Here is a 23,752-nt window from a genome sequence, read left to right as displayed (position 1 = left end):
ACGAGTTATCGTGCATAGGTGAGTGAGGTAGCGGATCTCAACCTGGTCAAGGTGCTCGCCAACCCCCTGCGGCAGCGGATCCTTCGCGCGTTGTCGGCCGAAGGGGAGGCCACCTCGACCACACTGGCCAGGAAACTGGGCGTGACGACGGGCGGCACCAGCTACAACCTGCGGGTGCTGGCCGAGCACGGCTTCATCGAGGAGGTGCCGGGCGGGAGCGGCAGGCAGCGCTGGTGGCGTCCGGCCAGGCGGCCCCTGACCTTCCCCCGGCACAGCGCCCAGGACGAGGAGATGCGCGCGTCGATGAGCGAGTTGCACCGGCTGTGGCTCGCCCAGGACCTCGACCACTTCGCCAGGTTCGAACGGGCGCGCGACGAGCTCGGCGAGTGGGGCGACGCGCTGCCGTACTCCAGGGGCAGGGTGCATCTCACGGTCGAGGAGCTCGCCGAGTTCTTCGCGGCCTACCTCGCTCTGCTCGACAGGTTCTCGGCCGGGGGGCCGCGCGAGGGAACCAGGTCGATCCTGACCAGGTTCGTCGCGTTCCCCGAGCTGGCCGACTGATCCTGGCCGACTGATCCTGGCCGGCCGATCCTGGCCGACCGACACAGGTGGCCGCCGAGTTGCAGCTCGGCGGCCACGCGACCGCATCACCACGCCCGAACGGGCGTGTCCTTACGCGACACCGGTCACGACAGAAAGGAGAGCAGCTCATGCTGCTCCGACGCAAGCCGACCCGCCTGCTGAGCGCCCTGGCGTTCGCGGCGCTCCTCCTTGCGGGCGCGCCCGCCCAGGCCTCCGACCTCCCACCCCTCGACCCTGCGACGCTCGGCCGGGCCATCGCGGGCCTGCCCGACGAGACGGCGAGCGCGGCGGCCGTCGCCGTCGAAGGCAGGGCCGGGCGCTGGAAGGGCAGGTCGGGCCACGCCGACCTGCGCAGGCGCACGCCGGTCCCGCCGGAGGGCCGCTTCCGGGTGGGCAGCATCACCAAGACGTTCGTCGCGGCGGCCGTGCTGCAGCTCGCGGCCGACGGCGCGCTGAGCCTCGACGACTCCGTACAGTCGCACCTGCCCGGCCTGCTGCCCTCCGGCCGTGCGCCGATCACCGTGCGCCAGCTGCTCAACCACACCAGCGGCCTGTCGCGCGAGGGGGTACGCGTCAACGACCCGCTGTGGTACGCCGAGCACCGCTTCGACACCTACAGCCCGGCCCAGCTCCTGGCCAAGGCCGTCGCCCTCCCGCTCGACTTCGCCCCCGGCACCCGCCAGCAGTACAACAACAACGACTACGTCGTGGCCGCCCTCATCCTGGAGCAGGTCACCGGCCGCCCGTACGGCGAGCAGATCGCCCGGCGCATCCTGCGCCCGCTGCGCCTCGACGCCACCTCGGTGCCCGGCGTCAGGACCGGCATACCCGGACCGCACACACGGGGATACGTGTCGGCGGGCGGGCGGCTGATCGATGTGAGCGCGCAGAATCCGTCGGTGGCGTGGGGCTCGGGCGAGATGATCTCCTCGGCGCGTGACCTGACGACATTCGTCACCGCGCTGTTCTCCGGCCGGGTGGTGCCCAAGGCGCAGCTGGCCGAGATGTTCACCGTTCCGGCCGTGCCCTCGCAGGGGCCCGGCTGTCCCGGCGGCCGGGCCTGCCACGGCGCCGGACTGCAGTCGGCGGCGGTGGGCGGCCAGACCTACTGGGGTCACGTGGGCGACAGGCCCGGCTACTTCAGCGCGGTCTTCGCCACCCGCGACCTGGGCCGCCTGGCCACCGTGCTGCTGAACTCCACCGAGTGGGATCCGCCCTCGGACGCCCCGGCCCGCCTCCCGGCCATCATGGCGGCCGTCGCGGGCCGAGCCGCACCGTAGCCGACCGGCAGGCCGACAGGACGTGAGGGCGGGGCGCACGGGGGCGCACCGCCCTCACCCACGGGCGGCGCGACCGGTCAGCCCGCCCCCGGCACGAAACGGACCGCCCTCGGCGCCTCCCCCAGCGGCTCCGGCAGGCGGAGCGGGCCCCGGCCGGGTGTGAGCGAGCCCAGGACGCGAGGCCCGCGAGCCCCGGTGCACGAGGGGACGGTGGCGGGAAGGCCGTGCGCGGTCAGCCAGCCGAACAGCGAGAACGCGACGGCCTCCTTGGCGTCCGACGGCACGCCGAGCTCGTCGCTGGCCACGATCCGCACGCCGGGAGCGTGCTCACCCAGCATGCGCATGAGCACCGGATTGCGCACCCCGCCCCCCGAGACCACGACCGTGGCCAGGCGATGACGCAACAGCTCGGCCGCCACGGTCCTGGCGGTCAGCGCGGTGAGCGTGGCCAGCACGTCGGGCAGCGGCAGCCCGGACACCGGAGCCAGGTACCCCTGGTGGAACAGCTCCTTGCCGGTGCTCTTGGGCGCGGGCAGCCGGTAGTACGGCTCGGCGAGCAGGTGTTCGAGCACCGCCTCGTGCACCGTGCCCGAGGCGGCGACGCGGCCGTCCTCGTCGTAGGGCAGGCCGGTGGCGGCCAGCATGGCGGCGTCCATCAGGGCCGAGGCGGGGCCGGTGTCGTAGGCGAGTCCGTCGCAGGTGGTCAGGTTCGCGATGCCGCCCAGATTGAGGGCGCCTCCCCGGCCGGGCAGTCCGGCCAGCAGCAGCAGGTCCAGATAGGACACCAGCGGCGCCCCCTGCCCTCCGGCCGCCACGTCGCGCGTGCGCAGTCCGGACACGACGGGCAGACCGGTGCGCTCGGCGATCCAGGCGGGCTCGCCCAGCTGCAGGGTGCCGAGCACGCGGCCTTCGCCGGTCCAGTGGTAGAGCGTCTGCCCGTGCGAGCAGATCAGATCGGCCGGTCCCGCCGCCTGCGCCGCCTCGGCGAACGCCTGGCCGATCAGGGTGTCGAGCGCGCACACCTCGGCCATGTCCACCCGGCCCGGCGGCAACGCGGCCACCAGCCTGGCCCGCAGGCCCGCGTCGTAGGGCGTCGAGCCGAACGGCCCGACCACCCCGGTCAGCACGCCTTCGCTCATCGTCCAGTCGACGATCGCGCCGTCGATCCCGTCATGGGAGGTCCCCGACATCAGTCCGAGCACACGCACGACCCACTCCTTGTAGATACTCTTCATCACGGTACAGTCATTCGGAGATTATCTACATTCCGGATGTCCCGGCTTCCCGGCGAAAGGCTCCCCCCGATGCTTCACCGCAGTCCCGACCTGGCCAGACTGGCGATGACCGTGCTGCAGCCCGGTTTCGACGGCACCACGCCCCCCGAGTGGCTGCGCCGCGCGCTGGGCGAAGGGCTCGGCGGTGCGGTGCTGTTCGCCAGGAACATCACCGGCGTCGAGCAGACCGCCGGCCTCGTCGCCCGGTTGCGCGCCGACAACCCGGCCGTCGTCGTCGCCGTCGACGAGGAGGGCGGCGCCGTCACCAGGTTCGAGGCGGCATCGGGCAGCTCGTGGCCGGGCAACCGGGCGCTCGGCGAAGGCGGCGACGTCGCCAGGACCGAGGCCGTGGCCGCCGAGATGGGCCGCATGCTGGCCGCCGCCGGAGTGACGCTCGACTACGCGCCCGTCCTGGACGTCAACGCCAATCCGGCCAACCCGGTGATCGGCATCCGCTCGTTCGGGGCGGACCCGGAGCTGGTCGCCGCGCACGGCGCCGCGTGGATCACCGGCCTGCAGAGCACCGGCGTCGCCGCCTGCGCCAAGCACTTCCCCGGGCACGGCGACACCGTGACCGACTCCCACCACGCCCTGCCCACCGTGCACGCCACGCTCGCCGAGCTGTACGAGCGCGACCTGCCGCCCTTCCGCGCCGCCGTACGGGCGGGGGTGCGGGCGATGATGTGCGGGCACCTGCTCGTGCCCGCGCTCGACCCCGATCGGCCCGCGACGCTCAGCCGCAGGGTGCTGACCGGGCTGCTGCGCGAGGAGCTCGGGTTCGAGGGCATGCTCGTCACCGACGCGATCGAGATGCGCGCGGTGGCCGCCCTGCACTCCCCCGGCGAGATCGCCGTCCTGGCCCTGGCCGCCGGGGCCGACGCGATCTGCGCAGGCGCCGCCTCGGAGTCGCTCGTGCACGAGCTGCGCGACGCCCTCGTGACGGCCGTGCACGAGGGCCGCCTCCCCGAGGAACGGCTGGCCGAGGCGGCGAACCGCGTCCTCACCCTCGCGACCCCGCGCACCGAGCCCGCCGTCCAGGCGCCCGAGGCCTTCACGCACGGCTCGGAGCTCGGGTTGCGGGCCGCGCGGGCCGCGCTCAAGGTGACCGTGCGCGCGCAGGCGCCCGCGCCGTCGGGCCCGCCCCTGGTCGTCGACATCGCGCCCCGGATGAACCTGGCCGTCGACCCCGGCACCCCCACCGGCCTGTACGGCGCGCTCGGCGAGCTCCTGCCGGGCACGACCGGGCACACGGTCACCGCCGACGACCCGGTCCTGCCCGACCTCGGCGACCTGGAGCGACCGGTCGTCGTCGTGACCTACGACGCGGGACGCCACCCCTGGGTGGGCGAGCTGCTGCGGGAGGCGCTGGAACGGCGTCCGGACGCGATCGTCGTGGAGACCGGCCTGCCCGGCGAACCCGTGGGAGCCGTGCACCTGGCCACGCACGGCATCTCCAGGGCGTCGGCGCGGGCCGCGGCCCTGTGGCTGGCCGGTCGGCGATGAGCGAGCTCGCGCCCGAGAACCTGGTGGCCACCATCCGCTCGGTGCTGCCCTCGCTCACCCCCGCCGCCAGGGCGATCGCCAGGCTGATCCTCGACGACCCCGCCACCGTGGCCCGTGCCACGATCACCGAGCTGAGCGCCATGTCCGGCACCAGCGAGGCGACGATCGTACGCACGGCCAGGGGCCTGGGCTTCGCCGGCTACTCCCAGCTGCGTTTCGCCCTGGCCGCCGCGGCGGCGCAGATGACGCCCGACCGGCTGGTGCCGGGCGACCTCGGCCCGGACGACCCGCTGACCGACGTGATCGCCAAGGTGGCCAGGGCCGAGTCCGAGGCCCTGGCCGACACCGCCGCCCAGCTCACGCCCGAACGCCTCGGCGCGGTCGTCGAGGCCGTGGCGTCGGCCAGGCGCGTTGTCGTGTACGGCGTCGGCGCGTCGGGCCTGGTCGCGACCGACATGGCACACAAGCTCATGCGCATCGGCCTGTCCGGTCACGCCTTCACCGATGCCCATCTGGCCGTGACGAGCGCGGCGATCGTACACGCCGACGACGTCGTGGTGGCCGTGAGCTGCACCGGCGAGACGCCCGACGTCATCGAGCCGTTGCGCCTGGCGGCCTCGGCGGGCGCCACCACGGTCGCGATCACCAACCACCCGCGCTCGACGCTCGCCTCGGTCGCCGCGCACGTGCTGGTCTCGGCCGGGCGCGAGACCGCCTTCAGGCCCGGCGCCCTGGCCAGCAGGATCAGCCAGCTGCTGATCGTCGACTGTGTGTTCGTGGGAGTCGCCCAGCGCACGTTCGCCGCCTCCGAGTCGGCGGTGCGGGTCACCCGGGCGGCCCTTGACGCCTATCTGGCCGACGCCAGGGCGCGGGGGCGCTGAGCTCGGCTCAGGGGCGGTCGCGCAGCTCGGCCGCCAGGCGTTCCACCTCCTGGTCCAGGTCGGTCTGACGCCGTGCGCGTGCCGATCTGTCGGCCTCGGCCACCTGGCTGAGGCGCGCTTCGCGGGTGTGGTCGCTCTGCCTGCCCAGGACGACGTACTCGGCCATGGCCTGTTTGACCTTCAGGTCCACGTCCTCGTCCTTGAGCCTGCGCCCGGCCATGAGCTGGCGGCGGTGCACGGCGTCGTAGGCGGTGTTGCGCTGCAGGGCCTTGGCCAGCATGGGGCTGATGTCGATGGTGATCAGCAGCAGGCGCAGCAGCCACACCAGGAACGTCACGTAGACACTGCGCTCGGCCAGCCGTTCCAGGGCTCTGACCTGGTCGAGGATGCCCCGGTCGCTCTGGCCCGCCTGCCAGGTCCGCAGCTGCAGGTCGATCTCGTCCTTGATCTGGCGTTCGTAGCCCTGCTGGCTGTCCTTCAGCTTGGCGGTCAGCGTGGTGATGCGGGCGTCGGCCCGCATCACCAGGCGCTGCTTGTTCACCAGGCCGCTGTCCCTGCGGTGCTGGGCGATCTCGATGCGGGCCTGCCTGCAGTTCGGCCCCTCGCCGGTGATGCCGCTGAGCCCGCGCCGCCTGCGGCCGTTGCACTCGTCGCGGGCCAGCGCCTGCCGCCTGCCGATCTCCGCGCCGATGGTCTTGATCTCGGCCTTCAGCCCGGCGCGCTGGTCCTTGGCGTTGCGTAGCTGGATCGCGACCGCCCTCGGCGAGTCGGACGTGGCCAGCACGTAGTCGGCGCATCCCGGCGGCAGCTCGGCGGACTCGTCGATGGGGTTGCACCGTACCCAGGTGCTGCGCTCGACCCGCGCGTCGTCGGCCCGCATCCGCACGACCTCCCCGCGTACGGCGGGCCCGAACACCCACAGCACCAGCGGCTCGGAGATGAAGGCCCCCATGAGCAGCGAGACCAGCAGCCTGACGGCCAGCACCCTGAACTTGCGCTCCATCAGCCCGTGCGTGCTCGCGATCAGCCAGGCGTCGAGCACCATGATCACCACAGCCCACATGACGGCCCCAGCGAGCAGGCCCCACACATCCGCCGCGATGCCGCTCAGCGCGACGAACAGCGACAGCCCGGCCATCACCCCGGTGTTGAGCACGATGCAGCCCAGCAGGGTGTAGCGCGAGCGGTCCTCGGGGACCCAGTCGAGCAGTTCCTCCGTCACACCGGTCAGCCTGCGCAGGTGGCGCCCCGCCCCTCTGTCCGGCGCCTTCGGCCGGAACTGGTCGGGCAGCGAGGGCAGCCTCAGCTGGGTGGTCATCAGTCGTCGTCCTCCTGCGGCTCCGCGTCCGGCATCCGGGCCTCCTCCAGGGCCGGGGCCGTCGCGGCGGCCTCGACCTCGGGTGCGCCGTCGCCGCCGCCGAGCGCCATCGACTCCAGCAGCCCGTCGAGGCTGACCTTGGCCGGTTGGGTGTCGAAGTGGCCCCTGCTGAGCAGTCCCTCGACGAAGCGGGCCTGGCGCTCGGCGCGGCTGAGGTCGTCGGCCCGCTTCCACTCCTCCTGGCGGCGTGCCGCCTCGCGCGCCTCCTGCTCCTGGAACAGCCGGCCCGCCTCCTCCGCCTGGCGTTTGGTCAGTTTGAGCTCGTGGTGGTACTTGGCGTCCTCCCTGCTGACGGCGTAGTTCTGCTCGTTGCGCTCGCGTTCGAGCTCGAGGCGGCGCAGCTCGTTCTCGCGCTGCTGCGCCAGCTCGATGCGCTGGGTCTCGTAGGTGGCCTCGATCTCCTTCACGCGTTCCTCGTGCGACCACTGGTGCTCCACCCGGGTGGACTCCAGGCGCAGCTCCTCCATGCGGCGCGCCCACGCCCGCTCCTCGCGCCTGTCCTCGCGTTCCAGGGTGAGCTGCGCCCTGTCCCAGTCGAGCTCGTCGCGGCGTTCGGCCAGGTAGCGCTCCTCCTGGCGCTCGTTCAGCCTGCTCATGGCCTCGATGTACTCGACCTGGGTCAGCGCGCCCGACTGCAGGGCCAGGCCCAGGGCGAGCTCGGGGTCCGCGCCGATGGTCTCGGCATGCCTGGCCACCTGCTCGCGCAGGTGCTCCTGGTCGCGGGCGTGCAGGATGTGCCGGTGCTCCTGGTCCCTGCTGGCGATCAGGTGGTCCTGCTGCTGCCTGCCGTACTGCTGAGTGTGGGCGTGGTCGGTCTGCTGGGCCTGCAGGGCCTGGTCGCGTTCGGTCTTGACGACCAGGCGCTGGTGGTCGCGTTCCTCCTGCTCGGTCTGCAGGCGGCTCTCGTACTGCTGGCTTCTGCGGCGGCGGGCCCATTCGGCCCATTCGTCGGGGGTGTGCACCTGCACGCTCGCCATCGACGCCGTCATTCCGGCGAACAGCGGCGGCTGCACGGTGGTGAACGCCCTGACCTGGGCGTTCACCAGGCGGCGTATCTCGTTGATCTGGCCGTCGTCGAAGCCGAGCGCCAGTTCGTAGAACCGGTGGTGGCCCTGCAGGTAGGTGGTGAGGACCTGGGAGGCGCGCAGGCCGTTCCTGACCACCACGACGGGGTCGGTGACCACACAGCTGAAGGCGACCTCGACGGTCAGCTCGCTGTCCTCGGCCGAGCGGATCGTCAGCTGCGCGCGTACCTCGACGTCGGCGCTGACGTCGACCACACTGACGTGATCGGCCGCGAGCAGCGTGTCGTCGCGTGCCTTCAGCGCCCCGTTGTCCAGGATGTAGTCGCCGTCCACGCGGTAGACGAGGCGGTGGTGGCCCTGCGCCTTGGGCAGTTCGGCCGGGTCCCTGCGCCTGCCGCGCAGCAGTCGCTTGCCCGGGGCGCTGAGCGGGCGGCTCTCGATGACGGGGTAGTCCTCATGGGTCATGGCTGGTGGCTTTCGTGGATCGCGGGGTCGTCTGTGTTCAGGGCGGCGCGCAGGATGTCGGCCAGTGAGGTGGTCTCGGGACGGCTGGTGACCATCGCGGTGAACTCGGCGTTGAGCAGTTCCTGCTCCTCGGCGCCCAGCAGGGCGAACACGTGCAGGCAGAACCGGTGGGCGACCTCCTCGCCGTCCGCGTCGCCGTTCGCCCCGTCGCGGGCGAGCCATTCGAGGGTGACGGCCAGGACGTCCATCGCGGCGCGGCGGTGCGGCCGGTGCAGCAGCATGGTGCTCAGCAGCCTGGCCACCCGCGGCGATGCGCCGGGCCGCCCGGCCAGCAGGCGTGCGACCGACGGCCTGCCGCCGTCCTCGCACACCGACAGCACGGTCAGCACGGCCGACATGGTCAGCCGCTTCAGCCGCGCGTCGGCGCCTGTCCTGCCGAACCTGGCCAGCCGCAGCTCCAGCAGTTTCAGCACGGGCGCGGGGTCCTCGCGCTGGTCGACGAGGGTGGCGAACAGCTCGGCGATCGCGCGCACTCCCTCGTGCTCCAGCTTCGTGCCGTACACGGCGATGCTCCACAGCCGTCGCACCGCCTCGAACGGATAGCGCAGGCCGAGCACGCCACTGAAGACCATCGCCGCGGTCCAGCGCTGCCACAGGTCCGGCGATCCGGCCCAGCGTTTGGCGGTGGTGAGCGCCTTGAAGGCCAGGGCGTCCTGCTCCGACATCAGCCAGAGCAGGTACGTCGCCGTCTCCTGCCCCTGCCAGTCGCCCTCGTCGCGCGACCACGGCTCCAGGTAGGAGTCCTCCGCCTCCTCCGGATTGCTCAGCGCCAGCCGCGACAGCCCGTGGGCCACCCCCGAGCGCAGGTCGGCCCCGCCGGTCCTGACCAGGCCGGACAGCCACTCCCGCAGCGCCTCCCAGAAGGGGGTGGCGTACCAGCGTGACAGCTGGGCCAGCACCTCGTCGTGGTAGGCGGGGTCGGCGAAACGCAGGAGCGTCCTGCCGTGCTCGTCCTTGTGCCTGACGACCAGGTTGTCCTCGACCACGAGGCGGTGCCTGCCCCGGTGCAGCGCCTGCTCGGCCGCCGCGGGGGCGTCGTCGGCGGGCTCGGGCATCCGCTGGGCGAGGATCTCGGTCAGCGGCGCGCTCAGCTGCTCGAAACGGCGCTCGCTGGCCCCTTGCAGGAAGCACAGCGCGGCCAGGTCGACCAGGGCGGCGCGCGGCTTGTCGACCTGGAACCAGGCCCGCACCGGCTCGACCGAGGACGAGCGCAGCTCCCGCAGCGCGCAGTCGAGGTCCTCGTGCGAGGCGATCCTGGCCAGGCGTTCCATCGTGCAGAAGCCGTCGAGCTCGGCCACGATGAGGGCCACCTTGTCGGGCGGATACGACCTGCGCAGGTAGCGGGCGGGGTCCGGCGCGCTCCAGGTGATCTGCCGCACGCCTCCCGCCCTGACGGCGGGCTCGCGGTGCGCGGTCACGACCAGGTGCGCGCGGCTGTCCACCACCTGGGCGCGTACGGCGAGCCAGTCGACCTCCCTGCCGGGCTCGCCGGGCCCGTCCTCGTACCCGCAGGCCAGATAGCCGTTGCCCTCCTTGAAGGGGTAGTCGGCGAGTTCGGCTGGCGGCAGCGGAGGCAGTTCGACCAGTTCCCTGGCCGTGACGGCGTCGAGCAGGCTCAGCGCGCCCGTGCGTTTGCCCAGGCCGGGCCTGCCGAGCAGGGCGATCATCATGGTCTTGGACAGCTGGGCCAGCGCCTCGGCGTGGCAGGCGGGTTCGAGGTAGGCGCGCAGATGGCCGCGTACCTCCTCACGGTCGAGCCGGCCCGCACGCCGCCTGCCGCCGCCCGCGGAGCCGACGGCCGAGCCCACGGTGGCGTGCGGCGCGTACATCTGCTCGATGATCGTCACGGCCTTGGGGAAATGCCGTTCGCCCGGCTCCTTCTGGAGGGCAGGCTCGGTTTTCTCCGTCATCAGAACGCGTTACCGATGAATCCCCAGGGGGCGTTCACGGTCTCGATGTGATTGACGACCTGGGCAGCGGATCGGCGCTCGTCGTCCCCTTTTTCCTGCTTGTCGGCTTTGGGGGTGAAAGTGGACATATTGTGGTCAGGGACGTACACATAGGCTCGTTGCCGGAAATCCTTGGCCGGAATACTCACGATGACTTCGCGAAACTGATTCGCGTCAAGCCCCCCGAAATCGGACAGCACGGCCTTGCGGTGGACGGCCTCCGAGATGATCAGTGCGACGGCGCTGCCCGGCGCCGCGTCGAGGGCCTGGCGCAACGGCTGGGCGTCGAGGATCCTGCTGACCTCGACCAGGGCGGGCCCGGCATAGCCGTACGCGCTGGGCTTGAGCGTGTCGATGTGCATGGCCAGCCGCAACCTGATCTGCGCACTGGGGACACGGTCGGCGTTGTACGCCTTGAGCAGGGCGTTCACCTCGGGGGTGAGCCTGGCGACGACGCGGACCAGATCGACGTCCGGCGGCAGGACGATCAGTTCGCCGTCGCCCGCGCCCATCCGCTGCCAGCGTGCGGGGTCGAGCCCGGCCTCCTTGGCCGCCAGGTCGAGCACGGCCTTGACGTCGTGCTGGATGGCATCCTGTCTCCGGGCATTGCGCGAACTGTAGTTCTTGACGTCGACACCGATGACAAATCGGTCGGAAAGTACGGATTCCATGGGCTCCACGGGGGATCGCCTCCAGGGGTCGTCCGACGAGAGGCATTACTATGCCCGACAAGCCCTGACTGCTATGTAAGGAATCCGACACTCTTTCGCGTTATTTTCGAGCGGCCTTCGAAAGCTCGGCGATATCCAGGACGATGATGCGCCCGCGCAGCGTCTGCACTATTTCGCGGTCCCTGAGTTTGCCGATCTCGGCGCTCACCGTCTGCCGGGTCAGCCCGACCGCGTCGGCCAGATCCAGCTGGCCGAGCCCCAGGTCGTTCTCGGTGCGGCCGTCCGGCACCGCCATGGCCAGGCGCAGCAGGAATCTCGCCACCCGCGGCCCCGCCGGGAGGAGGGACAGCTCGGCCCTGAGGTCCTCGCTCTCGCGCAGGCGCACGGCCAGGTGCCGCATCAGCGTCGATTCGAGCCCCATGGACCGCACGGCCTCCTGGAAGACCCTGCCGTCCGCGCGCACCGCCGTGCACGGATCGACGGCGACGACCGTGGCCGTCCTGCCGTCCTCGCCGAGCAGGCCGAGCTCGCCCAGCAACTGCGGCGCATGCCGTACGGCCAGCACCACCCGCCTGCCGTCCGGCTCGACGCGTGAGACCCGGACCCGACCGGCGGTGAGCATGAGCACGGAGTCGGCCCGATCCCCCTGGGTCATCAGCGTCGCGTCCTTGGGGAAGCGCTGGATGCGGCCCGTGCCGATCAGGCGGTTCCAGTCGGCGGTCGAGATCATGCTGCCAAAACCCTCCATGCGGCCATCCTGAGTGGCGCGGGCCTGTCGGCAGGGTCGTTTCGGCCGATCCGCAAGTGAGCTTCAGTCTCGTGTCAGGCGCAGCGCCTCGGCCGCCACCGCGTGGCGCAGCGCTCTGATGCCCGCACGCCCGCGCAGCGGGTGCACCGCGTTCGTCAGCAGCACCACCGTCAGGCCCCGGGCCGGATCCACCACCAGCGACGTCCCGGTGAATCCGGAATGCCCGTAGGAACCCGACAGCGGACCGGTGATCGCCGGGTCGCCGACGCGCACGCCGAGCCCCTGCCCGTAGGCCGCGCCCTTGACGCCGTGGTCGCGGACGAGCTCGGCCAGCGAGTCCGGCCGCAGCACCGGCGCGCCGCCCGTGCGCAGGGCCTCGCCGAAGACGACCAGGTCGTCGGCCGTGGCGAAGACGCCCGCGTGCCCGGCGACGCCGCCCAGGCCGTAGGCGGTCTCGTCGTGCACCTCGCCGCGTACGCAACCGGGGTGCGGGCGCTCGGGCTTGGCCTCGGTGGCGACGACGCGCCCGCGCAGCGACTCGGCCGGGCGGTAGCCGGTGTCGCGCAGGCCGAGCGGGCCGGTGACCCGCTCGCGCACCAGCTCGTCGAGCGGCGCGCCGCCCGCCAGCTCCGCCACCCTGCCGACGGTCACCATGCCGACGTCGGAGTAGACGTGCAGCTCGCCGAGCGCCCGCTCCGGCCGGGTGGACAGCACCAGGTCGAGCCGGACGGCCGGGGAGGCGTCCGGCAGCTCCAGATCGGCCCTGCGCGTCGGCGGCAGTCCGGCCACGTGCGTGAGCAGGTGCCGCAGCGTGGCCGCGCGATGCCCGCCGTAGCCGGGCCCCAGCCGGTGCGCGACGGGCTCGTCCAGGTCGAGCAGCCCCGACTCGCGCAGCGACAGCACGACGCTCGTGGTGAACAGCTTGCTGATCGAGGCCACATCGAAGATCGAGTCCCGCCGTACGGCAGGCCGCTCGGCGGCGAGCGCGCCGTCGGCGCCCGCGTAACGCACCGCCTCCCCCACCGCCGCACCGGCCACGACCACCCCGCCCGAGGCGATCAGCGCGACGGCCGCCGAGGCCGCCTGCGGCACGGCCGAGGCGAGAATGCGGCCGAGCCCGTCCTCAGGCACCCTGCGACTCCCTGGCCAGCAGGGTGTCGAGCCGGTCGCCGTGCGTCTGCAGCAGTGCGCGTGCGGCCTCGGCGTCGACGCCGTGCTCGATCATCACCGCGGCGATCTTGACCTGCCATCCGGCGCTCTCCAGGGCCGACCTGGCCACGCCGATCCCGGCGCCCGTCAGATCGCTGACCATGCGGGCCGCACGGTCGGCCAGCTTGGAGTTGGCCGCCGACACCTCGACCATCCGGTTGCCGTAGGTACGGCCGAGCCTGATCATCGAGATCGTCGAGATCATGTTGAGCACCAGCTTCTGCGCCGTGCCCGCCTTGAGCCGGGTCGACCCGGTGACCACCTCGGCGCCGACGATCACCTCGATCGGGTGCTGGGCCGCCGCCGAGAGCGGTGTGCCCGCGTTGCAGGAGATCGCGGCCGTCAGCGCGCCACGCCGTGCGGCCTCGGCCAGCGCGCCGAGCACGTAGGGCGCCCTGCCGCTGGCCGAGACGCCGACGACGGAGTCGAGCGGCCCCACGCCGCGGGAGGCGATGGCCGCGGCCCCGGCGACGTCGTCGTCCTCGGCGCCCTCGACCGAACGGGTCAGCGCGCGCTCGCCACCGGCGATCACACCCTGCACGAGTTCGGGATCGGTGCCGAAGGTCGGCGGGCACTCGGAGGCGTCGAGCACGGCGAGCCGCCCCGAGGTGCCCGCACCCACGTACAGCAGTCGCCCGCCGTCCTTCATACGGGCGGAGATGGCGTCGACCGCGGCCGAGATCGCGGGCACCGCCTCGGCGACGGCGGTGGGCACCGAGGCGTCGGCCGCGTTCATGAGCCGGGCGACCTGCTCCGTCGACAGCCGGTCGATCTGGCTGTAGCGGGGGTCGCTCTGTTCGGTTGACAGGTCGGCGAGCGGATCAATCATGTCGTCCCATGTCGGTAATTTTCATTGAAGTCTTCATCTCTGCAAATTATCTTCTAGATTGGTCGCCATGTCACACGTGCGCACCGGAATTCATCGGCTGGTCACCGACCCCCACCTGGTCAAGGGCGAGCGGATCGGCCTGATCACCAACCCGACCGGCGTCCTGCCGGACCTCACCTCGAACGTGGACGCGTTGCGCGCGGCCGGAGTGCCGGTGACCGCGTTGTTCGGACCCGAGCACGGCCTGCGGGGCGCGGCCCAGGCTGGTTCCACCGAGATCGGCCAGGAGCCCGGCGTCGTCGACACCTATCTGAAGGACGGGCCCGAACTCGACGAGGCGGTGGCCGCGTCGGGCGTGGACACCCTCATGTTCGACATCTTCGACATCGGGAGCCGCTTTTACACCTATGTCTGGACGATGTACGACTTGATGGCCTCGGCGGCCAGGCTCGGCCTGCCGTTCGTCGTGCTGGACCGGCCCAATCCGATCGGCGGCGAGGTCGCCGAAGGCCCGCCGCTGCGGCCCGGCTTCACCAGCTTCGTCGGCAAGCTCCCCATCCCCGTCAGGCACGGCCTGACCGCGGGCGAGCTCGCCCTGTCGGCCGCACGTGAGCTGGACGCCGACGTACGGGTGATCGAGGCCGAAGGCTGGCGGCGCGGTCAGTGGCATGCCGACAGCGGCCTGCCGTGGGTGCTGCCGTCGGTGAACATGCCCACGCCCGACACCGCGCTGCTCTACCCGGGCACCTGCCTGCTGGAAGGCACGGACGTCAGCGAGGGCCGAGGCACGACGCGCCCGTTCGAACTGGTCGGCGCGCCGTACTTCGACAGCCGCCTGGCCCCCGCGCTCAACGCCATGGACCTGCCGGGGGCGCGTTTCCGTGAGGCGTGGTTCACCCCCACGTTCGGCAAGCACGCGGGGGTCATGGTGAGCGGCGTGCAGGTGCACGTGCTGGACCGCGACGCCTTCAGGCCGGTGCTGACCGGCGTGTCCATGATGCACGTCATGCGCACCCTGCACCCGGGCGAGTTCACCACGACGGACTTCCTCGACAAGCTCTGGGGCGGCGGCGACCTGCGCGCCCGCCTCGACGCGGGCCAGGACCCCCGCGACCTGGTCGGCGACCCGACGACCCCGCAGGGACCGCTGCTGTACGGCTGGACGTAGCCGCCGCGCGAGGGGCGCCATCAGCCCAGTTCGCGGCGGTAGAGCCAGAACACCCTCTCGGCACGCGCGCCGACCGCACGGGAGTAGAAGCCGAGCGGCCCCACCCATCCGATCTGCGCGCTCGCCAGCCCCGCCTCGCGCATCTCGGCCAGGCACGCGCGCAACAGCGCACCGCCCACACCGAGACCGCGCGCGGCCGGCGCGGTGCCCATGGGCCCGAACCAGGCCGGACGCGCCCCCCACGCCGCGAACCCGAGGATCTCCCCCTCGCGCTCGGCGTAGTGCAGGCCCGTGGCCTCGGCCGCCTCCCAGGCCCAGAACGCGTTCCAGTGCGCCTCGACGAACGCGACGACCTCCGCACGCCCGCCCGGCGGGGCCGCGTGCACGGTGACGCCCTCGCCGAGCCGGCCGGAGCCGGGAGCGGGCGGCGCGCTCAGATCGGCCGTCATGTTCCAGGCGACGTTCAGCCGCTCGTAGCCGAGCCGCTCGGCCAGACACGCGGCCGGGGTGTAGCGCACGTCGATGCCGGGCCAGGCGTAGCACGGCGGATTGCCGGCGAACCTCGCCTCGCGCGCACCGCGTTCGCGCAGCCACGCCTCGGCGGCCAGCACCAGCGCACGCCCGCTCCCCCGTCCCCGCGCCCCGGGACGCACGGCCAGCAGGTCGATGTGCCCGACCGTGGCGTCGCGCCCCGACAGCGAGGCGAACACGAACCCGGACAGGTCATCGGTCACCAGCACCGTCCACTCCCGGCCCACAGGCGGACGCGACAACCTGGTCACCAGCTCGCCCGCCTGCTCGTCCAGCGTGAGCGCGGCCGAGGCGAGCTCGGCGAGCGCGCCCAGCTCCGAGTCCAGCGCGGGCCGCACCGCGCCGAGCGCGCTCATGCCCGCCCCGCCGGGCGTGCCACCACACGACGTGGTTTCGGATGGTGACAGGCGTGCTCCTGCGGGAAGCCGCCCAGATGGCCGAGCACCGGCCGCTCGCTCTCGCACTCGGCCGTGCGGAACGGGCACCGCCTGGCGAACAGGCAGCCCTGCTCGCCGTGCGCCTCCGACAGCGCCTCCGTCGGCACGACGGGCTCCTCGCCCGGCACCTCGAGGCCGTGCAGCACCGGAATGGCCGACAGCAGCGCCTGCGTGTACGGGTGCACCGGATCGGCGATCACCGTCTCGACCGCGCCGCGCTCGACGACCTGGCCCCGGTACAGCACGTAGAGCTCGCCATCGGTGCCGATGTAGCGCGCGGTGGCCACGTCGTGCGTGATGAACAGCACGCTGACGCCGAGCCGCTCGCGCAGGTCCTTCAGCAGGGCCAGGATGCCCAGCCGCAGCGACACGTCGATCATCGAGGTGGCCTCGTCGGCGACCAGCATGTCGGGGTCGACGGTGAGCGCCCTGGCGATGACCACGCGCTGGCGCATGCCGCCGGACAGCTGGTGCGGGTAGCGCCCGAGCACACTGCCCGGGTCGAGGCCGACCAGCGTCAGCACCTCGGCCGCCCGTTCGTCCATCCACTGCCGCGAGCGCCCCGTCTGCCTGGCGCGCAGGGTCAGCGGCGCGTACAACGCCTGGTGCACGGTCCTGGTCGGGTTGAGCGCCGAGTAAGGGTCCTGGTGGATCAGCTGGATCCGGCGGAAGTGCGGCTGGCGCTCCTTCGGCCTGAGCGCGGACATCGGCTGCCCGCCGATCTCGATCTCGCCGCCGTCGTGGGGTTCGAGCCCGGCGATGATGCGCCCGAGCGTGGTCTTGCCGCAGCCGGACTCGCCGATGAAGGAGGCGGCCCCTCCGGCCGGGATGGCGAAGTCGACGCCGCGCAGCGCCTGGACCTCGCGGCCCTTGAGCATGTTGCCGCGCTGCCTGAAGGTCTTCGTGATGCCGTGACCCGTGATCACGCGCTCTCCTTCTCCAGTACGGGGGCCGTGACGGCATGACAGGCGACGGTACGGCCGCCGTGCGCGAGCGCGGGCGGGTCCTCGCTCTCGCACACGTCCATGCGCAGGGCGCAGCGCTCCCTGAACACACAGCCCTGCCGGGGCACGGTGGCCAGGGTGGGCGGCCTGCCCGGCAGGGCCTGGGCCTCGTCGATGTCGCCGACCAGGCGCGGGATGGCCCTGATCAGGCCGCGTGTGTACGGGTGGCTCGGACTGGCCAGCACCTCGCGGGTGGGGCCGTGCTCGACGATGCGCCCGCCGTACATGACGGCGAGGTTCTCGGCGACCTCGGCGACCACGCCGATGTCGTGGGTGATGAGCAGCGTGGTCAGGCCGCGCTCCTCGTGCACCTCTCTGACGATCTTCAGGATGGTGGCCTGGGTGATCATGTCGAGGGCGGTCGTGGGCTCGTCGAGCACGACGACGTGCGCGTTGAGCACCAGGGCCAGCATGATGCCGACCCGCTGGCGCATGCCGCCCGACAGCTCGTGCTGGTGGGAGTCGAGCACACGGGCGCCGTCCAGGCCCATCCTGGCCAGCAGCGCCCTGGCCTCGGCGACCAGGGCGCGCAGGTCCTTGACGTCGTGCGAGCGGCCCAGGTCGAGCAGCTGCTTGCCGATCGTCTTGAGGGGGTTCAGGGAGTTCTGCGCGGCCTGGAAGACATAGCCGACATGACGCCCCCTGGCCTTGCGCAGGTCGCCACCCTTGAGCTCGACCACGTCGCCGAGTCCGTCGATCACCACCGAGCCCGCGCTGATGCGTCCGGGCGGCTGCACCGCGTTGAGCAGCGACAGCGCGAGCGTCGACTTGCCCGAGCCGGACTCGCCCACCACGCCGGTGATGGTGCCGGGCGCGAGGTCGAGGCTGACCCCGCGTACGGCGGGCAGCTCGCCCGCCTGGGTCTTGTAGACGACGGTGAGATCGTTGATCCGCACACCGGGCGTCATGGTCACTCCTCTCGCAGCCGGGGATTGAAGATCTCGTCCATCGCATCGACGACCAGCACGATCCCCAGCGTGAGCAGCAGGATCGCCAGCAGCGGCGCCATCAGGTACGGCAGCGCCGCCGGGCTCGACATCGCGCCGCCGCCGAACACGGCCAGGTTGAGCATCACGCCCCAGTTGCTGGCCTCGAACGGCAGCACGCCGAGGAAGAACAGCCCGACCTGCGCGTAGACGGCCCCGGTGACGGCGATGAGCATGTTCATCGCGATGTAGGGAGCCATGCTGGGCAGCAGTTCGCGCCCGACGATATGCGTCGTGGACAGCCCGAGACCCCTGGCCGCCTCGATGAAGCCGCGCTCGCGCAGCGACAACGTCTGCGAGCGCACCGCACGGGCCACACCGCCCCAGCCGAGCAGCCCGAGCACCAGGCCCATCTCGATCGCGCTGCCGAACTTCCACACCGTCGAGAGCACCAGCAGCAGCGGCAGGCCGGGAATGGTGAGCTTCATGTCGGTCACCCGCATCAGCACGGTGTCCCACCGGCCGCGCTTGAAGCCCGACAGCAGCCCGATGCCCGTGCCGAGCACCACCGTGATGAGCGCGGTGACGACCGCGGTGAGCAGCACGTACGTCGACCCGGTCACCAGCAGCGCGAACACGTCGGTGCCCTCGAAGTCGGTGCCGAAGGGATGCGCCCAGCTCATCGGCGCGTAGAGCGCCTCCGGATCGCGGGGCAGCCGGTCGGGGTAGAACATCGGCCCGAAGATCGCCATGAAGGCGAATCCGGCCAGGATCACCGCACCGGCGATCCTGCCGGGCTTGCGCCGCATCACGCGCCAGACGCCACGCCAGAAGCTGCGGCGCTGCAGCGAACGGGGATTGCTCGTCACAGCGCTCATCAGGCCTCAGCTCCGTCGCGCACCCGGGGGTCGATGACCGTGTAGAACAGGTCGGCCACGATGTTGGCGACGATGATGGCGAAGGTGAGCAACAGGAATGCCCCGCCCATCAGCGCGTAGTCGCGCTCGGTCACACTGCTGAACAGCATCAGCCCGAGCCCGGGATAGTTGAAGATGCGCTCGATGAAGATCGCACCGCCGAACAGCATGCCGAGCGAGAGCGCCAGGATCGTGAACAGCGGCAGGATCGCGTTGCGCGCGATGTAGCGGAAGACGATCGACCGCTTCATCCCGCGCAGCTCGGCCGCCAGGATGAAGTCGTCGCCGAGCACGGTCACCACACTCGACTTCATCGCCAGGATCCACCCGCCGTAGCTGGCCAGCGCGTAGGTGAGGACCGGCAGCGTGGCGTACTCGATCAGCGAGCCGATGTAGGCGGCGTTGAACCCCGGCTCGACGATGATGTCGGCCGTGCCGCCCGGCGGGAGCACCGCGAGCAGCGTGGAGAAGATCGCCATCAGCAGCAGCGCCAGCACGTACTGCGGCACGCCGTGCAGCAGCGACCCGGAGATCGCCAGTGCGTCGCCGAGCCTGCCGTCGCGCCTGATGGCCGCGTACACGCCCATGACGATGCCGACGAGGAAGCTCAGCAGCGTCCCGGCGAGCACCGGTAGAACGGTCCACTTGGCCGCCGAGAACAGCACGGTCGACACCCCGACGCCGGGCACGGTCAGCGACTGGCCGAGGTCGAGCTGGAACAGCCCCGACATGTAGTCGACGTACTGCTGCCACATGCTGCCGTCCGGCATGAAGCCGTACAGGGCGTTGACCGCCTGCTGGGCCGCCTCGGGCGACATGCCCTGCTCGACCAGCTTCTCGTACTTGGCCAGCATCGGGTCACCCGGGATGTTCCTGATGATCAGGAAACTGATCGTGGTGACAACGAGGATCATGACGAACCCGCGGGCCAGGTGGCCCGCGAGTCGCCGCGCGATGACCGTCATGTACTACTTCTTCGTGAGCATGCCGAGCTGGATCCAGACGCCCGACGTCTGCCGCAGCAGGTCGCTGTCGGCCTCGGGGAAGCCGGTGAAGCGAGAGGTGTTGACGAACTGCGTGTTGACGTAGTCCCACATCTGGATGATCGGCAGGTCCTGGTTGGCCGCCTTGGCGAGCTGGGCGACGATCGCCTTCTGCTCGGCCTCGGGGGCCGAGTTCAGCTTGGCGGTGAGCTCACCGGGGTTGATCTTCTGCCCGTCGACCTCGATGGTCTCGGGACCGCCCATCCAGTTGCCGTCCTTGCCCGCCGCCGAGTGCTTGACCTTGCCGCCGAGGTTCACCCAGCCGTTGGCCGGGCCGTACAGGCGCTGGAAGATGTTGTACGGCGCGGGGCCGAGTGCGACGAGCCAGAAGCCGACGTCGTACTTGCCCGCGGCCAGCTCCTCCAGGTAGAGGGGGTAGTCGGCGGTGGTGAGCACCTCGGCCTCGACGCCCGCCTCGTTCAGCTGGCTGGTCAGCGCCTTGGCGCCGGAGACCCAGTCGGAGAAGGGGGCGGGCACGTTGATGGAGAACTTCCACGGCGTGCCGTCGGGCAGCAGCCACTTGCCGCCCTCCTTCTTCAGCCCGGCCGCCTTGAACTCCTCCTCGGCCTTGGCCGGGTCGTTGGCGTAGGGCTCAAGCTTGCCGAGCTCGGCGCCCAGCCATTCCTGCGCCGGCTTCTGGTGGATGCCGGAGGTGGTGACGGCGGCGACGCCGCCCTCGGGCGAGGCGATCCTGGTGAGCTCCTCGCGGTTGAGCAGGTAGGCCAGGCCCTTGCGCACGTGCACGTTGTCGTAGGGCTTCTTGGTCTGGTTGAACGCCAGGCCGAGCGCGACGGGCGAGAAGCCCTTGACGACGGCGTTGCCGGGAGCCGTGGTGATGCGCTTCATGACGTCGGCGGGCACCGCGGTGAACGGCGCGTTGTCGAGCTTGCCGGAGATCAGGTAGTTCCAGATCTGCTCGTTGCCGGTGTAGTTGAGCAGCTTCACCTGGTCGGGGCCGACCTTGGCGGCGTTGTAGAAGTTCTTGTTCTTGACCAGCAGGGCCTCGCCCGGGTTCATCCGCTGCAGTACGAACGGCCCGGCCGAGACGTCCTTGGCCGGGGCGAAGGCGAGCACCTTCTCGGCCAGTGCGGTGATCTCGCCGCGCGCCGTCTCGGCGGCGGCGTCCTCGCCGCGCGCGGCCTTGAGCTTGTCCCAGAAGTCGGCCGGGACGACGTCCTTCCAGATGTGGGCCGGGACGACGAGGCTGTCCATGACGCCCCGGACGAAGGTCACGCTGGGGTTCTTCATGTCCTGCGTGATCTTGACGGTCTTGTCGTCGACGACCTCGACCTCCGAGGCCGCGCCCGCCGCTCCCGGGGTGATGGAGAAGGCGGTGCTGCCCTGCGTGTAGGCCAGGGCGATGGAGAGCTTGACGTCCTCGGCGGTGACCGGCGTGCCGTCGGACCACTTGTTGTCCGGCTGCAGGTGCAGCGTGATCGCGGAGTTGTCGGGTGCGATCTCCCACGTGGCCGCGATGCCCGGGTAGAACTGGTTGGGGTCGGTGAGGTGGTTCTTGGTCCAGCCGAGCTTCATGGCGTTGTAGCCCTGGAACATGTTGCCCTTGGGGTTCCAAGGGTTGATCGGCCCGTTGACGTCGAGGCCGGGCTTGAGACCGTCGACCGTGGTGTAGAGACCACCGCCGCCACCGCCGCCCGCGGCGGGCTTGCTGGGATCGGCGCTGCTGCAAGCCGTGGCTGCGGCGAGGCCGAGCAACGCGACTACGGCTGCCAGTCGTTTCATGAAACCGCTCCGTGGGGGCCGGAAATTCGAATCAGGGATTTGACCGGACCCTATGGTCAACCAAGGCGTGCGTCAATTATCTCCACAAGTTGTGAGGCTCCTGTAACTTTCCTTCATCGTCACGCCGTTGGCCGCCACGACGAAGAACCCCGGTCCAGTTGGGGCTTGTCGACGAATCGAGCTCCCCGTCGCCCTGACTAACGTCAGCCGTAAAGACGTCGTGAAGGGTTGGTCAGTGTCCGTAGATCTTCGCGAGATCGGGAGGGTGGACGAGCTCGAACTCGTGCACCGCCTGTTCGACGGCATCTGGAAGGGCGGCACCGGACCGGTGACCGTCGAACTGCTACGCGCCCTCGCGCACGCAGGCAACTACGTGGCAGGCGCGTTCGAGGGCGAGCGGCTGGTCGGCGCCTCCGTCGGCTTCCTAGCCGCGCCGATCGGCAGGGCGCTGCACTCCCACGTCACGGGCACCGAACCCGGCCAGGGCGTCGGCCTCGCCCTCAAACTGCACCAGCGCGCCTGGGCCCTGCGCCGCGGCCTCGACCGCATCACGTGGACCTACGACCCGCTGGTACGGCGCAACGCGCACTTCAACCTGGCCAAGCTCGGCGCACTGCCCGAGGCCTACCTGCAGAGCTTCTACGGGCCGATGGACGACTCCATCAACGCCGGTGACGAGTCCGACCGCATGCTCGCGGCCTGGCAGCTCGCCGCCCCGCACGTCGAGGCCGCGGTCAAGGGCGAGCAGTGGCGGCCCCGCGTGCCCGCCGACGCCGTCGTCGGGCTCGCCGACGCGGGCGGCCTGCCGGTGACCTGCGCGACCGACGCGCCCGTCGTGCTCGTCGCCCTGCCCGCCGACATCGAAGGACTGCGCAGGCACGACCCCGCCGCCGCCATGGCCTGGCGACACGCCGTACGCGACGTGCTGGGCGGGCTCCTGGAGCGTGGCGGGCGGGTCACAGGGTTTCATGAGAAGACCTACTACGTGGTGGAGACACAATGAAGATCAGTGCCGTCGAGCTGCGACGCATCGCCATGCCGCTGCGCGCGCCCTTCCGCACCTCCTTCGGCACCGAGACCGCCAGGGACATCCTCCTGGTCCGGGTCGTCACGCCGGAGTCGGAGGGCTGGGGCGAGTGCGTGGCCATGTCGGAGCCGCGCTACTCCGCCGAGTACGTCGACGGCGCGGCCGAGGTGATCCGCAAGTTCCTGATCCCGCTGCTGCCCGGCGACGTGGACGCCGAGTCGGCCGGCCGGGCCATGGAGCCGATCACCGGGCACAAGATGGCCAAGGCCGCCCTGGAGACCGCCGTGCTCGACGCCCAGCTCAGGGCGTCCGGCGAGTCGTTCGCCTCCTACTTCGGCGCGGCGGCCGATCGCGTGCCGTGCGGCGTCTCGGTGGGCATCATGGACTCCATCCCCGAACTGCTCGACGTCGTCGAGGGCTTCCTCGACGAGGGGTACGTGCGGATCAAGCTCAAGATCGAGCCCGGCTGGGACGTCGCCGCCGTGCGCGCGGTGCGTGAGCGCTTCGGCGACATCCTGCTGCAGGTCGACGCCAACGCCGCCTACACGCTCGTCGACGCGCCCCAGCTGGCCAGGCTCGACGACTTCGACCTGCTGCTCATCGAACAGCCGCTGGCCAACGACGACTTCGTCCAGCACGCCGCCCTGGCCCGCAAGCTGCGCACGCCGATCTGCCTCGACGAGTCCATCGACTCGGCCGCGCACGCCGCGGCGGCGATCACGCTCGGCTCGTGCGAGATCATCAACATCAAGCCCGGACGCGTCGGCGGCTACCTGGAGGCCAAGCGCATCCACGACCTGGCCCGCGCGCACGGTGTGGCCGTGTGGTGCGGCGGCATGCTGGAGACCGGGCTCGGCCGCGCCGCCAACGTCGCCCTGGCCGCCCTGCCCGGCTTCACCCTGCCCGGCGACACCTCCGGCTCACGCCGGTACTACGCCACCGACATCACCGAGCCGTTCGAGCTGTCCGACGGCCACCTCGTCGTGCCGCGGGGCCCCGGCCTCGGCGTCGACCCCATCGCCTCCATCCTGGACGAGGTGACCACGTCCAAAGAGTGGATCACCCTGTCGTAGAGACGCGGACGCGAAGGGCCGAGTCCACGCCG

21 protein-coding genes are annotated in these 23,752 nt (G+C 71.4%); 7 read left to right on the top strand and 14 right to left on the bottom strand.

Annotation, left to right across the window (positions count from 1 at the left end; translation table 11 throughout):
* Positions 1–18: 18 nt before the first annotated feature.
* Together ACTWNK_RS20215 and ACTWNK_RS20210 are read left to right on the top strand one after the other, a co-directional pair.
* Positions 19–561, top strand: a complete 543-nt coding sequence (locus ACTWNK_RS20215; protein ID WP_474305928.1) for a helix-turn-helix domain-containing protein — start codon at positions 19–21, stop codon at positions 559–561.
* A gap of 149 nt (positions 562–710) precedes the next feature.
* On the top strand, positions 711–1,862 hold the full coding sequence (locus ACTWNK_RS20210; protein ID WP_474305927.1) for a serine hydrolase domain-containing protein: 1,152 nt from the start codon (positions 711–713) through the stop codon (positions 1,860–1,862).
* Positions 1,863–1,939: 77 nt separating this feature from the next.
* Here the strand turns inward: ACTWNK_RS20210 and ACTWNK_RS20205 are convergent, their stop codons facing one another.
* Positions 1,940–3,097, bottom strand: a complete 1,158-nt coding sequence (locus tag ACTWNK_RS20205; RefSeq protein WP_474305926.1) for an anhydro-N-acetylmuramic acid kinase — start codon at positions 3,095–3,097, stop codon at positions 1,940–1,942.
* Between the two features lie 69 nt (positions 3,098–3,166).
* Between ACTWNK_RS20205 and ACTWNK_RS20200 the strand changes: the two genes are divergently transcribed.
* Together ACTWNK_RS20200 and ACTWNK_RS20195 are read left to right on the top strand one after the other, a co-directional pair.
* Positions 3,167–4,639, top strand: coding sequence for a glycoside hydrolase family 3 protein (locus ACTWNK_RS20200; protein WP_474305925.1), 1,473 nt, complete (start codon positions 3,167–3,169; stop codon positions 4,637–4,639).
* Positions 4,636–5,520, top strand: coding sequence for a MurR/RpiR family transcriptional regulator (locus ACTWNK_RS20195; protein ID WP_474305924.1), 885 nt, complete (start codon positions 4,636–4,638; stop codon positions 5,518–5,520). The genes ACTWNK_RS20200 and ACTWNK_RS20195 overlap by 4 nt, the downstream gene beginning before the upstream one ends.
* Before the next feature lie 7 nt (positions 5,521–5,527).
* On the opposite strand, the gene ACTWNK_RS20190 is transcribed toward ACTWNK_RS20195, so the two are convergent.
* From ACTWNK_RS20190 to murQ, 7 genes are all read right to left on the bottom strand, one after another.
* A complete protein-coding gene (locus tag ACTWNK_RS20190) occupies positions 5,528–6,838 on the bottom strand; it encodes a DUF4407 domain-containing protein (RefSeq protein ID WP_474305923.1) in 1,311 nt (436 codons plus the stop codon).
* The gene (locus ACTWNK_RS20185; RefSeq protein WP_474305922.1) at positions 6,838–8,388 is read right to left on the bottom strand and encodes a hypothetical protein; all 1,551 of its coding nucleotides are present in this window, start codon (positions 8,386–8,388) and stop codon (positions 6,838–6,840) included. The genes ACTWNK_RS20190 and ACTWNK_RS20185 overlap by 1 nt, the downstream gene beginning before the upstream one ends.
* Positions 8,385–10,358 carry a hypothetical protein gene (locus ACTWNK_RS20180; protein ID WP_474305921.1) on the bottom strand — a complete coding sequence of 658 codons (1,974 nt, stop codon included), beginning with the start codon at positions 10,356–10,358 and terminating at the stop codon, positions 8,385–8,387. Before ACTWNK_RS20180 ends, ACTWNK_RS20185 begins: the two co-directional genes overlap by 4 nt.
* Positions 10,358–11,068 carry a hypothetical protein gene (locus ACTWNK_RS20175; RefSeq protein ID WP_474305920.1) on the bottom strand — a complete coding sequence of 237 codons (711 nt, stop codon included), beginning with the start codon at positions 11,066–11,068 and terminating at the stop codon, positions 10,358–10,360. Before ACTWNK_RS20175 ends, ACTWNK_RS20180 begins: the two co-directional genes overlap by 1 nt.
* Before the next feature lie 100 nt (positions 11,069–11,168).
* On the bottom strand, positions 11,169–11,816 hold the full coding sequence (locus ACTWNK_RS20170) for a Crp/Fnr family transcriptional regulator (protein ID WP_474305919.1): 648 nt from the start codon (positions 11,814–11,816) through the stop codon (positions 11,169–11,171).
* 63 nt (positions 11,817–11,879) lie between these two features.
* Positions 11,880–12,947: a serine hydrolase domain-containing protein gene (locus ACTWNK_RS20165; protein WP_474305918.1), complete on the bottom strand. Its 1,068-nt coding sequence runs from the start codon at positions 12,945–12,947 to the stop codon at positions 11,880–11,882.
* Entirely contained in the window at positions 12,940–13,854 is a 915-nt protein-coding gene (gene murQ, locus ACTWNK_RS20160) for an N-acetylmuramic acid 6-phosphate etherase (RefSeq protein ID WP_474305917.1), read from the bottom strand. The genes ACTWNK_RS20165 and murQ overlap by 8 nt, the downstream gene beginning before the upstream one ends.
* Positions 13,855–13,921: 67 nt before the next feature.
* On the opposite strand from murQ, the gene ACTWNK_RS20155 reads away from it, so the two are divergent.
* Positions 13,922–15,022 (top strand): exo-beta-N-acetylmuramidase NamZ family protein, encoded by a 1,101-nt coding sequence (locus tag ACTWNK_RS20155; protein WP_474305916.1) that lies wholly within the window; start codon positions 13,922–13,924, stop codon positions 15,020–15,022.
* A 20-nt stretch (positions 15,023–15,042) separates the two neighbouring features.
* Here the strand turns inward: ACTWNK_RS20155 and ACTWNK_RS20150 are convergent, their stop codons facing one another.
* From ACTWNK_RS20150 to ACTWNK_RS20125, 6 genes are read right to left on the bottom strand one after another with little or no spacing between them, the layout of a single operon-like run.
* The gene (locus tag ACTWNK_RS20150) at positions 15,043–15,909 is read right to left on the bottom strand and encodes a GNAT family N-acetyltransferase (RefSeq protein ID WP_474305915.1); all 867 of its coding nucleotides are present in this window, start codon (positions 15,907–15,909) and stop codon (positions 15,043–15,045) included.
* On the bottom strand, positions 15,906–16,916 hold the full coding sequence (locus tag ACTWNK_RS20145) for an ABC transporter ATP-binding protein (RefSeq protein WP_474305914.1): 1,011 nt from the start codon (positions 16,914–16,916) through the stop codon (positions 15,906–15,908). Before ACTWNK_RS20145 ends, ACTWNK_RS20150 begins: the two co-directional genes overlap by 4 nt.
* Positions 16,913–17,902: an ABC transporter ATP-binding protein gene (locus ACTWNK_RS20140; protein ID WP_474305913.1), complete on the bottom strand. Its 990-nt coding sequence runs from the start codon at positions 17,900–17,902 to the stop codon at positions 16,913–16,915. Before ACTWNK_RS20140 ends, ACTWNK_RS20145 begins: the two co-directional genes overlap by 4 nt.
* Before the next feature lie 2 nt (positions 17,903–17,904).
* Complete coding sequence (locus tag ACTWNK_RS20135) at positions 17,905–18,798, bottom strand: ABC transporter permease (protein ID WP_474305912.1); 894 nt, start codon at positions 18,796–18,798, stop codon at positions 17,905–17,907.
* Positions 18,798–19,802, bottom strand: coding sequence for an ABC transporter permease (locus tag ACTWNK_RS20130; protein WP_474305911.1), 1,005 nt, complete (start codon positions 19,800–19,802; stop codon positions 18,798–18,800). Before ACTWNK_RS20130 ends, ACTWNK_RS20135 begins: the two co-directional genes overlap by 1 nt.
* Positions 19,803–19,805: 3 nt before the next feature.
* Entirely contained in the window at positions 19,806–21,620 is a 1,815-nt protein-coding gene (locus tag ACTWNK_RS20125; protein WP_474305910.1) for an ABC transporter substrate-binding protein, read from the bottom strand.
* A 235-nt stretch (positions 21,621–21,855) separates the two neighbouring features.
* Here ACTWNK_RS20125 and ACTWNK_RS20120 point away from each other — a divergent pair, with 235 nt between their 5' ends.
* Entirely contained in the window at positions 21,856–22,623 is a 768-nt protein-coding gene (locus tag ACTWNK_RS20120) for a GNAT family N-acetyltransferase (protein WP_474305909.1), read from the top strand.
* Complete coding sequence (gene menC / locus ACTWNK_RS20115; RefSeq protein WP_474305908.1) at positions 22,620–23,720, top strand: o-succinylbenzoate synthase; 1,101 nt, start codon at positions 22,620–22,622, stop codon at positions 23,718–23,720. Before ACTWNK_RS20120 ends, menC begins: the two co-directional genes overlap by 4 nt.
* The last annotated feature ends 32 nt before the right edge of the window (positions 23,721–23,752 follow it).

The sequence above is a fragment of the Nonomuraea sp. IBHARD001 genome (assembly GCF_056106265.1).
This window is presented reverse-complemented; position numbering and strand designations above follow the sequence as displayed.

What these genes read in the sequence shown, in the direction of transcription:
- ACTWNK_RS20210 (WP_474305927.1), top strand. Translation starts at nt 711, where the DNA reads ATGCTGCTCCGACGCAAGCCGACCCGCCTGCTGAGCGCCCTGGCGTTC.
- ACTWNK_RS20205 (WP_474305926.1), bottom strand. Translation starts at nt 3,097, where the DNA reads ATGAAGAGTATCTACAAGGAGTGGGTCGTGCGTGTGCTCGGACTGATG.
- ACTWNK_RS20200 (WP_474305925.1), top strand. Translation starts at nt 3,167, where the DNA reads ATGCTTCACCGCAGTCCCGACCTGGCCAGACTGGCGATGACCGTGCTG.
- ACTWNK_RS20195 (WP_474305924.1), top strand. Translation starts at nt 4,636, where the DNA reads ATGAGCGAGCTCGCGCCCGAGAACCTGGTGGCCACCATCCGCTCGGTG.
- ACTWNK_RS20190 (WP_474305923.1), bottom strand. Translation starts at nt 6,838, where the DNA reads ATGACCACCCAGCTGAGGCTGCCCTCGCTGCCCGACCAGTTCCGGCCG.
- ACTWNK_RS20185 (WP_474305922.1), bottom strand. Translation starts at nt 8,388, where the DNA reads ATGACCCATGAGGACTACCCCGTCATCGAGAGCCGCCCGCTCAGCGCC.
- ACTWNK_RS20180 (WP_474305921.1), bottom strand. Translation starts at nt 10,358, where the DNA reads ATGACGGAGAAAACCGAGCCTGCCCTCCAGAAGGAGCCGGGCGAACGG.
- ACTWNK_RS20175 (WP_474305920.1), bottom strand. Translation starts at nt 11,068, where the DNA reads ATGGAATCCGTACTTTCCGACCGATTTGTCATCGGTGTCGACGTCAAG.
- ACTWNK_RS20170 (WP_474305919.1), bottom strand. Translation starts at nt 11,816, where the DNA reads ATGGAGGGTTTTGGCAGCATGATCTCGACCGCCGACTGGAACCGCCTG.
- murQ (WP_474305917.1), bottom strand. Translation starts at nt 13,854, where the DNA reads ATGATTGATCCGCTCGCCGACCTGTCAACCGAACAGAGCGACCCCCGC.
- ACTWNK_RS20155 (WP_474305916.1), top strand. Translation starts at nt 13,922, where the DNA reads ATGTCACACGTGCGCACCGGAATTCATCGGCTGGTCACCGACCCCCAC.
- ACTWNK_RS20150 (WP_474305915.1), bottom strand. Translation starts at nt 15,909, where the DNA reads ATGAGCGCGCTCGGCGCGGTGCGGCCCGCGCTGGACTCGGAGCTGGGC.
- ACTWNK_RS20140 (WP_474305913.1), bottom strand. Translation starts at nt 17,902, where the DNA reads ATGACGCCCGGTGTGCGGATCAACGATCTCACCGTCGTCTACAAGACC.
- ACTWNK_RS20135 (WP_474305912.1), bottom strand. Translation starts at nt 18,798, where the DNA reads ATGAGCGCTGTGACGAGCAATCCCCGTTCGCTGCAGCGCCGCAGCTTC.
- ACTWNK_RS20130 (WP_474305911.1), bottom strand. Translation starts at nt 19,802, where the DNA reads ATGACGGTCATCGCGCGGCGACTCGCGGGCCACCTGGCCCGCGGGTTC.
- ACTWNK_RS20125 (WP_474305910.1), bottom strand. Translation starts at nt 21,620, where the DNA reads ATGAAACGACTGGCAGCCGTAGTCGCGTTGCTCGGCCTCGCCGCAGCC.
- menC (WP_474305908.1), top strand. Translation starts at nt 22,620, where the DNA reads ATGAAGATCAGTGCCGTCGAGCTGCGACGCATCGCCATGCCGCTGCGC.